Raw genomic sequence first — 12023 nt, 5'->3', positions numbered from 1 at the left:
CATACATTGAACCGGAGTATTTCTATGCCGTCCCTGACGCTATGGCTTGGTATCATTCTCACCGCACTTGGAATTTTCGGATATATCGGATCGGGCGCCGAGAGCTTCACCGCTCTGATCCCGAGCTTTTTCGGTGTCGTCTTTATCCTGCTTGGTGTTCTCGCGCGTAAGGAGCGCTTGCGCAAGCATCTCATGCACGCCGCCGCTGTGCTGGCCGTGCTCGGCTTCGCAGGCTCGGTGCGCGGGTTGACGTCCCTGTTTACGCTGCTTGGCGGAGGGGACGTGCCGCGTCCGCTCGCGACCATCATGCAGAGCGTCATGGCCTTGCTCATGATCGCATTTATTGTCCTTGCGGTGAAATCCTTCGTCGACGCCCGTCGTCAGCGCGGCGCTGCGACACCCTCCGCTTCCTGAGTCCATGCCTCCCAGAAAGCGTCAAGTTGAAGAGCTGCACGGTCTGACCGAACCCCGGCTGACCGACGCGCAGCGTGAGCATTTTCTTCGCGGCATCGGTTTGTTCAACAGCGGGAAGCATTGGCACGCGCATGAGTCCTGGGAAGCGGCCTGGCTGCTTATGGGCGACGATGCGGCGGACGACGCGGAGATTTTTATTCGTGCGCTGATACAGGTCGCCTCCGGCGTGCATCTCAAGCGCAGCGGACGCTACAAGGGAGCGCGGAATCATCTCGAGAAAGCGCTGCCCAAACTCCGCCTGGCGCCGGCGTGGTTCATGGGCATCGATGTCGCGGGGGTGCGGTTATTTGCGGAGCATCAGCTCCGGAATTTTGAAAGCACTATCGCGTTTACCCTGCGCGTCAGGCCTTCGGGAGCGTGAAGGAAAACAGCGATCCGCCCTGCGGCAGACTTTCGGCATACACCTTGCCCCCCAGTTTCGCGATAATGCGTCCCACAATACTCAAACCAAGGCCATGGCCTTCGACGTCGAGGTCGGAAAGCCGTGTAAACGGTTTGAAGAGATTGTCGAGTTTGTCCGCGGGAATGCCGGCGCCGTTGTCCCGCACCCAGAAACACACACCGTCGTCGGTATCATCAAAACCCAGTTCCACGACGCAGGGAGATCCACCATACTTGAGCGAGTTGCTGAGGTAATTCACCCACACCTCCTCGATCCAGGGCGCATACCCCTTCACATCGGGCCATTCTTCCGGGTAGGTCAGCGAGGCCTGGCGGTCGGCGATCAATTTCCGCAGACGGCGCACGGCATCGTGCACGATGGCCAGCATATCGAGCGTCTGCATGGTGACGTCCTCCTTCCGCACACTGGCGAGAAGCAGCAACGCATTGATGATGGTTATCATTTTTTTGGCGTTGAAGAGAATACTGTCCGCAAATTCGCGCAATTCTTCAACGGAGAGATCGCCGCTTTCCTCGTTGATCAGTTCGGCATAGCCGATGATAAGACTTAACGGATTCTTCAGGTCGTGCGCGACGCTGTGCGTGAAGGCGTCGAGTTCGTTGTTGCGTTCGGTCAATATGATATTCTGCTCTTCCAGCATACGGCGATTCTCCTTTTCTTCGCTGATGTCGCGAACCAGCGCGACGATATTGGGGCCCACACGCCGCAACCGTGCTTCAAGCTCCGTCATTCGTGTAAAAAACGGAGGTCCGAGGCGGAATTCCAAGTGGTCGACGCTTCCGCCGGCCTGGAAGCGCCGTATGAAATCCTCCAGCATTGCCCCATCCGGACCCGGTACTCTCTCGCGCAGTATCCGTCCCCGCGTGCCGCTTTGCTCGAACTGCTGTTTTTGCTCGTCCTCGAGGTGATAGTCGATGATGGTCAAATCCGCATCGAAAATGAAGAGCATATCGGGAAAGGCCGCGATGAGGTCGCGGTGGATGCGTTCGCTTTCCCGCAGAGCATTATCGGCTTTCCTTTGCTCGGTCACATCGCGGCTGATGCCGACAAGACCAATGATATCGCCGTCCTTGTCGCGCAGTGGAACCTTGATCGTGTCGAAGTAGCGACACTCCGGAGTTCCTGGTGACTGGACGTCTTCGAGGTGGAAGGATTTGCCCGACTGGAGTACGGAAACATCCGCATGATGAATCTGCTCGGCGAATTCCGCGGGCAGCAACTGCGCATCCGTTTTACCGATCACATCGGCTGGATTACGTCCAAAAAAGTCACAAATAGCCTGATTACAGATGCGGTAGCGTCCTTCCCTGTCCTTGAAATACACCATGTCGGGAATGACACGCAGCAGGGTGTGCAGCTCATCGCTTTTTCTTCGGAATTCCAGCTCCGCAAGCTTCAGACTGGTGGTATCGCGGCAAATGGCGGCGAGAAGGCGGCCGTGCTGACTTACGACAGGAAAAGCGACAAGCTCAAGATGCCTTCGACGTCCGTCGTTCAGTTCTGTCCACACGCTATACGGTTTGCCGATCCAGTCCTCTTCGGGGGACTGAAGGATGCCCTGCAGCCATTGCTCGAGTTCCAGAAGCAGCTCCGGAGTCCGGATCTCGTCGAGTGACAGTTCCCAATGGACATCCCAGCATTTTCGTCCGAGCACGTCATCCGCCCGCAGGCCTGTAATGCGCGCCATTGCGGGGCTCCATTCCACCAGTACCCCGCGTTCGTCAACGAGAATGATGCCGTCGGGTGAGTTGTCCAGGATACCCCGGAGCTTACGTTCCTCGTTCTCGATAATGTGCGATGCGAGACTCCTCTCGGTGATGTCGTGCGCGAAGAAGGCGATACGTCGAGCTGGATCCGCTGTCTCCCACAGGGGTGTGAAGTGTGCTTCGTACACGTGACCATTGAAGACGACTTCGAAACTGACGACCTCTCCGGTTTCGCGTGCTTTCTCGAGATGCAGACGGCACGAATGAGCCGTATCCTTCGGAAGCACGTCGAGAAGATTCCTTCCGCTGAAGGTATCAGGGTCTCGATGGAACAGTGTGATTCCTGCGACATTCGAAAAGACGATGCGGCCCGAGTTATCCAGCAGCATTGCAACGTCCTGCGATGCGTCTATAAGCAGGTCCGGTACATCGTTTTGTAACCCGGGTGGTGTGTGAGTCCCGACGGAGGGTACGGTGCGCGTTTCCGATTCCGGAAGGGATGTTTTCCCCGCCGGCGCAGCTTCGCGGTGTTCGACTGCCGCGAGAACACGCTGGTACTTGAGCATGCCGGAAGTGGCGAGGCGCATCACCGTCGGATTCACATCCTCGGAAGAGATGACGGTTGCCTCTGACCAGATTTGGGGCTCGGGAGTCGGGTGTTGGGCAAAAGCTTCATCGATATACAGAACTTTTCCGAGGCGAGCGCATCCGAGCAGCTCTGCGCGCAGTGTCTCGCCGCAGGCAGCGCTGAAACCCGATGAGAGCACGAGGACGTCCCACGAGGCAAGAGGAAGGCCGTCCGGCGCGGTCTGCACGTCGCCGGAGGAGGTAACATGCGCCGGGATACTGCTGCGCAGGATTGCCTGGCGTACGTTTCCGGAATTCACCTCGTTCGTGTCGAGGATGAGTATGCGGATAGTGCTGTTGTTCATACTGAGCGTGGACTAAAGAGCTCGCCGGAAAATACCAATAAAAATGGAGATTTCATGCAGCGTGATGCTGCGTCGCGCCGAGTGCGTTTTGCCTCATGAATCCGTCGTACCTGTGTCTCGTCAGTCACAGGCAGGTGACCGAATCGTTCAGGGGATGCTGGGGGATGGGCCGGGTTGTCGGGATCGGGCCGTCCGTGATTCACCGCGCGATACCGCTTCGTATATTGGAACATCCCACGACCATGTATCCATGACGAGGTGTACACATGAATATCGATATGCTCAGAACGTACTGTCAGGCAAAGGCGGGCTGCGGGGAAGACTTTCCCTTCGACGATCAGACGCTGGTATTCAAAGTCGGTGGCAAAATTTTCTGTCTCGCTTCTCTGGACAGCATTCCGTTGCAGATCAATCTGAAATGTGATCCGGAACGGGCAGTGGAATTGCGGGAACAGTTTGAAGCGATTCTTCCCGGCTATCACATGAACAAGAAGCACTGGAATACTCTCGTGCTGGACGGCTCCCTTTCGTCGCGCCTGGTCAGGGAATTGATCGATCACTCGTATCAGCTCGTCGTGAACACCTTGCCTGCGACCGTACGATCCGCTCTCCTTCCACGGTGACTGCGGGTGGTATATCCGGTGCCACAAGCTGACCTTGCGCGTCGGTGATGTTCTCTGCCGCAGGCAAGACCGGAATGGACGTGCATTCACCGCAGGTCGATAACGACAGAGCGGTCCGCCCTCTTTCGATGTGGTGAACAGCGATGCAGAGACGATTTAGCGGGGACGCAAAATATCGTACATACGCCTGAGTGCCGCATACGCGCTGTGGCTGCCGCGCACCGCGGCGTCACGATACATGCGGGCTGCAATGCCTTTGTTGGGCGAGCGGCCGATACCGGCTTCATAGCTGCGCGCCAGTGCCGTCAGGGCGAGCAGCGATCCACTCTCCGCATATGCTTCGAGAATGGGTAATGCAACGGCAACCGGAAGCGGGGATCCCTCACTCACGACCGCTGCGGCGGCGAGTCGGAGCCGCGCTTCTTCATTCTGCGCCGCCGCTGCCCGCTGGAAAGCCTCCATAGCCTTTTCCCTGTCCTGTGTCACGAGACGCCCACTTGCATACCACAGTCCCAGTTGGACCAGGGCGTCGCTCGAAGACGATTCGATAGCACGCCGTAGAAAATCCATTGCCTGATCCGGCGTGATTCTGTTGTCTATTTCGAGAGCTCGCAGAGCAGCAAGCGCGTATTGCGCGTCCGCATCGCCCTCCCAGGCTTGCTTTACGAGTATGTCACGATGACGAGGAACATTCAGGAGACGTCCGAGCGAAGCCAGGGCGAGCGGCGATTCGTACCATGATGCCTGCAGGTAGCATTTTGCCGCGCGGGAAATGTTCGCGGAGACGTTTCTTCCCTCCTCGTACAAGCGGCCAAGAAGCAGCATCGCCTCGGGATTGCAGACAAGCGCCGCCCGGCGGAGGCGCTCCAAAGCCACATTCGTGCCGTCCCCGCCATCGAGCAACGCGACGAAGCGCAGAGAATCGTCGGTGTCAAGGGAGAGCGACAGGATGCAATCATGCAAAAGCCGCATGGTGCTGAGATCGGTCTGCATACTGTCCCGCTCGAAATCGAGGAAAAGAGGTGCCCAGGCTTCGCTTCCCGCTTGTGTGTTCCGATCATCCGCGGAGGCGTCCACGTCGGATCTATTAGTCTCCTTCGTCGTGGTGTGTGAAGGAGGAGCGTCGGAAGCATCGTCGGGGTGCTTAGCACCGCGGGAGGTGTTTGTGTCCACGGAGTCTGCGTCCCATCTGCTTTCGTTGGCACGGGTTGCGCTGCTGTTGTATACCTGTGTGCCTGCGGGGACATGGCCCCTGCGTTCTATTTCATCTTTTCCGCGCTGTGCCGCCTCATGCCCCTCTTTCGCCGCGAGCGACATCCAACGATGAGCTTCTGTCCAGTTCTGCCGGAGGACGAGATTGTCGGTATGAAATACTCCGACCACGAATTGCGCCTCGGGCATGCCTTTTTCCGCCGCGCGCAAGAACCAGGTGTAGGCCTCGAAGGGGTTCCAGTCCACGCCCCAGCCGTTCACCAGATGCAGGGCGTAGTTATACATGGCCGGTGTGTATTGCTGCTCCGCCGAGCGCTTCATCCAGAGGGCGCTGCGTACGCTGTCCGCTTGAACACCTCGTCCCGTCAGATACCGTACACCGAGTTCATGTTGGGCAAGCGCGTCGCCATTCGCCGCTTCGCGCTCCAGAAGAAACAGATTGAGCTGCTGCCTGTACACGCTGCCGCGGTCCTGGCGTTCGGTCTTCGGTCTGTAATCGCGATAGACGGGTGAATCCGGATAGGACTGTCCCGTAGCTGCCGTTGCGAGCAGGGCGAAAAAGAGGATGTGTATAAAACTGCGCCGCATATATCCATTCATTTTACGAGTAGCGGCGATCATGCGCAATGCAAAAATCGCGATCACGACACCGCGCGCGTTGAGTCCGTTGGAAGCAGGCTTGCACAATGTGTCACGATGGGTTACACGTGTGCGAGGGATAGCGGCGGACCCTGCCTCTGCGGTTGCGCATTGCCGTTCCGCCGGCGTAGGATAACCGGTCAGGTTTTCCGTTGGTTACGAATCGTCGACAGAATGGCGCGGCCTGCTCAACCGAAGAGCAACTGCACGAAGAATACCGCCGCGAGGAAGGAGATGAAGTCGGCCAAAAGTCCGGTGGGCAGAGCGTGACGGGTGTTGCGTATGCCGACGCTGCCGAAGTACACCGCGATCACATAGAATGTGGTTTCCGTACTGCCGTACATCGTCGACACGAGCATTCCGAGCAGTGAATCGCTCCCGTGCGTTTTCATGATTTCCGTCATAACACCCAGCGAACCACTTCCGGACAATGGCCGCATCACGGCCATTGGCAGGGCGTCGGCGGGTATGCCCAACAGATCGGTGAGAGGACGCACGGCAGTGATCAGCACATCCATGGCGCCGCTGGCGCGGAAGACCGCAATGGAAACGAGCATGAGTACGAGGTAGGGTATGATGCGCACGGCGATTTGAAACCCTTCTTTCGCGCCTTCGACCGCGACTTCATAGACCTTCACTTTGCGCATGGCGCCATAGACGAGGAAGAACAGCATCAGCGCCGGAATGGCGACGGCGGAGAGGATGGAGACAATTGTTCTCAGAATATCCATTACGTCGCCTCCGAGCGTTCCCAACGGAACATACGAAGCCGGCCGAACAAGCGCGCCAGCAGCACAGCGCTGATGGTGGCCGTCAACGAGGCGAGAAAGGTGGAGCCGATGATGGCGGCGGGATCGGACGAACCCGTCGCCGCGCGAATGGCGATGGCCGTTGCGGGGATGAGGGTGACGCAGGAAGTATTGAGCGCCAGAAAGGTCACCATGGCGTCGGTGGCCACACCGGATTTGGTGTTCAGCTTGTTCAGTTCTTCCATGGCTTTGAGGCCGAAGGGTGTCGCAGCGTTGCCGAGGCCGAGCATGTTCGCGCTGATGTTCATGATCATCGAGCCAACGGCGGGGTGATCCGAGGGAACGGAGGGGAAGAGGCGTTTCATCACGGGACGCACGACGCGCGCTAGCACGGTGATGAGTCCCGCTTCCTCTGCGACGCGCATCACGCCCAGCCACAGCGCCATGATGCCGATCAATCCCAGCGCGATGTTCACGGCGGTTCCCGCCATGTCGAAGGCGGCATTGGTGACCTTTTTCAGATAGACGAGATTGACGGGATCGAATTCCGCTCTCCAGGCGCCGTCGCTGTCGCGATACATGCGCGCGTTGAGCGTCCCGTTCGACCCGGCGGCCTCCGCCATGACGCGGAAGCGCCCGGGCGCATCGTCGCCGACGGTAAGCAGCATGCTCCCCGTGTCGGCGGTTTTCAGGATAAAACGCGCTGGTAACGCAACATCGCTTGCCGGCTCCGCACCCGGGAAGTGTTTGCGGAGTTGCTCCGCCGAGAATAACACATCACCGTGAAGTTCCGATCCTTCCGCAGCTCCGGCGGTGAGCTGCGGACTGCTCACGATCCAGGGGATTCCGTTGCCGTAACTGTTCTGTGTAACCTCGTAGATGTCCCTTCCCGCAGCGGTGAGAATACCGACAACAATAAGTGCAAGCCAGATATGATTCAGCATGTCCGACGCGGTTGTTGGAGGATCCGTTCGATGCACGTCAGCGGAGCACTTCGGTGCTCACGCCTTTGATAATGAAATTCTCGCTGTCCACGACGCTCACATCATCTTCCGTGATGGTCACGCCGGGGAAAATGCATTTGCCCGTATTATCCGTCATGGCTTGCAATGCGTGATTGAGTTCCACCAGTACAAACGGGGCCGGATTTTTCTGCCGGTCAACGACGCTCACCTCCACCCGTTTCGTTCCGGCACTGTTATATCCCGCATCGCTGAGGATGGCGCTATAGAGTGCCCAGGCGATATTCCAGGAAAACAGCGGTGCGACCTGCGCCGTGTACGTTCTGGCCGATGGTGCGGGGAGATCGATACCGATTTGTGTATTCCCCTTGAGTTCGGAACGTGGCGGCATGCGAAGCACGAAACGGTGGAGAGAAATTCTGGTGAACTGCGGCACGATACGCTGCAGCAGTATGCCCAGATCACGGCTGCGGGATTCCGCATTGGCGCGCAGAGTGACGGTGCGTCCAGCCGCATCAACTGCGAACTGCACGACCAACGCGCGCGGCTCGCGCATAAGTGCGTCCTCCATCTTCAGCGTGGTATCGATGGCAGGGGCCGTTACCATGGCGCCGCTCGCGACCAGGAGTTGCCGAAGATGCTTCATGGCGAGGAAATCAATTCTTTCCCTGTCGTCCGAGTCCAACGGCGAGGCGAGGTTCAGGACCACGGGCTTGCCGAGCAACGCGCCATTGGCCACGGGTGCGAGAAGCACTGGATCCTGTACCGGTCGTCCCGTGAGTTGCTGCCGGAGACCAAAATAGCCACGCGCTTCGACGATGACCTCCATCCCCTCGGTGTCCCTGCCGGCGATGATATACTCGCCGCGATCATTTGTCGTGACCGCCGCACCGCCGGGCATCACGATACTCGCGCCCTCGATGGCTTTCCCCTCGGTACTCATGACCAGACCGCGGGCATATTTGGCATCAGGTGCTGTGGTGACCACGCCTTCGGTGCGGATGGGTCCGTTGCTGGCCTCGAAGGTGACCCGCTCGCTGCGTCCCGGGTAAAGGTACACGCGCGCGAGGCCCTCCCTGAGCGTGAGAATGGTGTCGAGACCGGTGGATGCACGGAAGCGGATGGGAAGACCGTCCGGTACCGAGCTCCCGGTGCTGTCCAACGCGAGTATGGTGATCATGCTGAACGCGCTGCGATCCGGTGGGAGTAAAGCGGGTTCGGCTGTGGAGCGCAGAGAGACGGGCGGTTTGCCGACCGCGAAATGCAGCTCGAAAGGCGCGGAGGAATTGCCGGCGCTGTTCCTCACCTGTGCGGTGAGTCGGTGATACCCCTGCGCAAGTGCGTCGTAGGGCGTGACGGTGATGCGTCCGGTGTTGCGGTTATAAGCGAAGCCCTGTTCCTTGCCGTTGATATAGACGAGTATGCTTTCGTCGAGAATGTCGGCGCGGTCCGACACTTCGATTTCGATTTTCGGCTGACTCTCGGCGAACACTACAGGCGAGGCATAGCGGAGCACGGGAATTCCCGCGCTGACGTATTTCCCGATGCCGCGGAAAATGCCCCAGGCCTGTATGCGGTTGAATTCCTCGTTCTTCAACCGCTGCTCTTCGTACGCGCTGGAGAAAAAGGAGCATTCCACCATGGTTGCTGTCATCGCCGTGTTGCGAAGCACGGAAAATCCCTTGCCCGGATACAGTTGGAAATCCGACATGGTGCCGTCGAAGGACGCCAGCGGACCGGGTGTGCCCATCACATAAGAAAGGTCGCGCTGGATGTAACGCGCGAGATCGAAGCTTGACGGCCTGTAGCCCGGCTCTCCAGCCCGCGAATGGTAGAAGGTGACGGTATAGTTCGTGTGGGGATTGTCCGCCGCGTTGTGGTGGATGGAAATGAACAGGTCCGCCTTGTTCGCATTGGCCTGCTGTGCCCGGGCTTCGAGAGGAACGGTCACATCCGTTTCGCGGGACATAATCACATTGGCACCCGCTTGCTTGAGATAGTCGCGCAGCGCCAGGGCGACGCGCAGATTCACATCGGCTTCCACCACATCGCCCGCCGGACCGACGCTGGCGCGGTCGTCGCCGCCATGACCGGGATCGAGGAAAATGGTTTTGGTCCGCAAGGCATCGCGGAAGGATGCAATGGCGGAATCGCGTTTAAAGGCGTCTTTCCAGTCCGGCGGCTGAACGTAATATACCGTGGGCCCACAGGCGGAAAACGCGAACGACAGCAGCAGCAAAGGGATGAGCCGGTTCAGGAGCGCGGGAATGTACGATTTCTCTGGCTTCATTATTGAAATATACCGATGCGGCGGGGGACAGACAAGGGAGGGTATACCGGGCAGTCGCGAACGGCGGTGCATGCGCTCTCTCTGCTCCGATGACTGGCGTAACGATCATACCCCGGGACGACGATCACGGCACGATCCGGATCGGTGCGTGTCTCCATGCGGGCCTTGGATGCGGGCGACCGAAGGGAGCACGACATTCGTGACAATGCCGCATCGGTGACCCATCGGTTTGTTCCTCACACAAGTATTGCCATTTTACTGCATCGCGGAAGGGGTTCGCGATGACCGTAGCGCTATGAGGTGTGTGCATGAATATTCTTGATCCCGACGCTTTCTACGACAGTCTCGCCTCCGAGTACGATGCGATGACGCAATTCGCCGCACGGCTGGAAAAACAAAAGAGTATGCTATCGCAATATGCGGGCGTCCGCAGGGCCGTCGACATGGGCTGCGGGACGGGCATCCACAGCATCGCGCTTGCGCAGCTCGGTGCGCGTGTTGTCGGCATCGATGTGTCCGCAGGTATGCTCGAACGCGCCCGGACGCACGCCGCAGGACTGAACGTGATTGTGGATTTTGTGCAGGGAGATTTTATGTCCACACCTCCCGCTCCTCTGCTGCCGGCGGATCTGCTCTTGTGCCTCGGAAATTCCCTCCCGCACATCGAACGCGCGACGCTTCCCGGCGTACTTGCGCATTGGAGGGCATTGATGACGCCCGGAGGCACCGTCGTGATACAACTGCTGAACTATGAGCGCATTCTCCGGGAGCGGGAGCGCATTGTGAACATCAGAAAAACTGCAGACGGAACCGTGCTGCGCTTCTACGATTTCCTCGATGAGGGCTTGCAGTTCAACATCCTTACCATGACAGAATCGGATCTGGGATTGACGCATTCGCTGCGCTCCACACGCTTGACCCCGTTTACCGCTTCGACTATCGTCTCCGCCGCTCGCGATGCCGGATTCACGAATGTACGGCTGTGCTCGACCTTGAGCGGAGATCCCTTCACCCCTGACGCCACGGACTGTGTCGCGATGCTGGGGGGCGGGTAGCATGCGCTGCGAAGCCAGTGTATATGACCCGTCCTGAGCGATGGAGGATGGATCGATTCTGGAGAAAATCGCAGACTTGCGTATCTTGAACAGACCGGCGGTGCCGGAAATCGTCACGTCATTGGAGACACAGTATGAGTCATCACAGAGAAATAGTGCATACCGACAAAGCCCCCAAGGCCATCGGTCCCTACAGCCAGGCGAATATCGCCGGATCCTTGATTTTTGTTTCTGGTCAGCTCGGCTTCGATCCCGCGACAGGCGAATTCGTTGCAGGCGGCGTGCGCGAGCAGACGCATCAGGTGTTGAAAAATATGACTGCGATACTCGAGGCCGCGGGCGCGTCTTTGGCGGACGTCACCGCCTGCACCGTGTATCTCAAAGACATGAACGACTTTGTCGCGATGAACGAGGTGTATGCGCAATACTTCAGCGAAAATCCTCCATCGCGCGCTGCCATTCAGGTCGCCCGGCTTCCGAAAGACGGCATCGTGGAAATCAGTTGCATCGCCGTGAAGCCATGACGCCGCGCCTGCTCTTCATAGGCATGCTGACGCTCTCGTTCGCATGTGCGTGCAATTCCAATACCGACTCGCAGCCCAAGGATGTGCAGGAAGGTGCCGCACTCTTCATCAGTAAAAACTGTGTCACCTGTCATGGCCCCGAAGGCGAGGGCGGCGTGGCCGGACCGGCTCTCAAGGATTTGGCGGAGTACTACACGGTGGAATCGCTCGCGGAGTACCTCAACGATCCCGACGCCGCTGTGCAGCGGGACGAACGTCTTCGCGAGCGGGCCGAAGGGTATGGTGCCCTGATGCCGAAATACAGCTATCTCCCTATCGAAGATCGCAGGAAACTTGCGATGTATGTACTTTCCCTGCGTTGATCTGTTCTTTCGCAGGCGAACGATATGAAAACGGGACGCAGCGCGTCCCGTTTTGCATTACTGACAGATGTACGGAAGGTTGTCGGTACCCG

11 protein-coding genes are annotated in these 12023 nt (G+C 58.5%); 6 read left to right on the top strand and 5 right to left on the bottom strand.

The genetic code is table 11. The annotated features are described in order from the left end of the window. Nucleotides 1-24 precede the first annotated feature (24 nt). Both M5R41_11735 and M5R41_11730 read left to right on the top strand, forming a co-directional pair. Entirely contained in the window at nucleotides 25-414 is a 390-nt protein-coding gene (locus tag M5R41_11735) for a hypothetical protein (protein ID MCZ7557059.1), read from the top strand. Between the two features lie 4 nt (nucleotides 415-418). Then, the gene (locus M5R41_11730) at nucleotides 419-835 is read left to right on the top strand and encodes a DUF309 domain-containing protein (protein MCZ7557058.1); all 417 of its coding nucleotides are present in this window, start codon (nucleotides 419-421) and stop codon (nucleotides 833-835) included. On the opposite strand, the gene M5R41_11725 is transcribed toward M5R41_11730, so the two are convergent. Then, the gene (locus M5R41_11725) at nucleotides 816-3515 is read right to left on the bottom strand and encodes a PAS domain-containing protein (GenBank protein ID MCZ7557057.1); all 2700 of its coding nucleotides are present in this window, start codon (nucleotides 3513-3515) and stop codon (nucleotides 816-818) included. The genes M5R41_11730 and M5R41_11725 overlap by 20 nt on opposite strands. A gap of 266 nt (nucleotides 3516-3781) precedes the next feature. Here M5R41_11725 and M5R41_11720 point away from each other — a divergent pair, with 266 nt between their 5' ends. Then, nucleotides 3782-4138: an MmcQ/YjbR family DNA-binding protein gene (locus M5R41_11720; GenBank protein ID MCZ7557056.1), complete on the top strand. Its 357-nt coding sequence runs from the start codon at nucleotides 3782-3784 to the stop codon at nucleotides 4136-4138. A gap of 156 nt (nucleotides 4139-4294) precedes the next feature. On the opposite strand, the gene M5R41_11715 is transcribed toward M5R41_11720, so the two are convergent. The 4 genes from M5R41_11715 to M5R41_11700 all read right to left on the bottom strand — a co-directional run bounded on the left by M5R41_11715 (nucleotide 4295) and on the right by M5R41_11700 (nucleotide 9990). Continuing rightward, entirely contained in the window at nucleotides 4295-5938 is a 1644-nt protein-coding gene (locus tag M5R41_11715) for a sel1 repeat family protein (protein MCZ7557055.1), read from the bottom strand. A 239-nt stretch (nucleotides 5939-6177) separates the two neighbouring features. Continuing rightward, nucleotides 6178-6720 carry a spore maturation protein gene (locus tag M5R41_11710; protein ID MCZ7557054.1) on the bottom strand — a complete coding sequence of 181 codons (543 nt, stop codon included), beginning with the start codon at nucleotides 6718-6720 and terminating at the stop codon, nucleotides 6178-6180. Beyond that, on the bottom strand, nucleotides 6720-7682 hold the full coding sequence (locus M5R41_11705) for a hypothetical protein (GenBank protein ID MCZ7557053.1): 963 nt from the start codon (nucleotides 7680-7682) through the stop codon (nucleotides 6720-6722). Before M5R41_11705 ends, M5R41_11710 begins: the two co-directional genes overlap by 1 nt. Before the next feature lie 37 nt (nucleotides 7683-7719). After that, nucleotides 7720-9990, bottom strand: coding sequence for an N-acetylmuramoyl-L-alanine amidase (locus tag M5R41_11700; GenBank protein ID MCZ7557052.1), 2271 nt, complete (start codon nucleotides 9988-9990; stop codon nucleotides 7720-7722). 308 nt (nucleotides 9991-10298) lie between these two features. Between M5R41_11700 and M5R41_11695 the strand changes: the two genes are divergently transcribed. The 3 genes from M5R41_11695 to M5R41_11685 all read left to right on the top strand — a co-directional run bounded on the left by M5R41_11695 (nucleotide 10299) and on the right by M5R41_11685 (nucleotide 11931). Then, nucleotides 10299-11045: a methyltransferase domain-containing protein gene (locus tag M5R41_11695; GenBank protein MCZ7557051.1), complete on the top strand. Its 747-nt coding sequence runs from the start codon at nucleotides 10299-10301 to the stop codon at nucleotides 11043-11045. 134 nt (nucleotides 11046-11179) lie between these two features. Next, nucleotides 11180-11569, top strand: a complete 390-nt coding sequence (locus tag M5R41_11690; protein ID MCZ7557050.1) for a RidA family protein — start codon at nucleotides 11180-11182, stop codon at nucleotides 11567-11569. Then, nucleotides 11548-11931 carry a cytochrome c gene (locus tag M5R41_11685; GenBank protein MCZ7557049.1) on the top strand — a complete coding sequence of 128 codons (384 nt, stop codon included), beginning with the start codon at nucleotides 11548-11550 and terminating at the stop codon, nucleotides 11929-11931. The genes M5R41_11690 and M5R41_11685 overlap by 22 nt, the downstream gene beginning before the upstream one ends. Nucleotides 11932-12023: the final 92 nt, after the last annotated feature.

The organism is Bacteroidia bacterium, from assembly GCA_027493955.1.
Classification (GTDB): domain Bacteria; phylum Bacteroidota; class Ignavibacteria; order SZUA-365; family SZUA-365; genus JAOSJT01.
The sequence above is the reverse complement of the archived record's forward strand: the minus strand, read 5'-3'. Positions and strand labels throughout refer to the sequence as shown.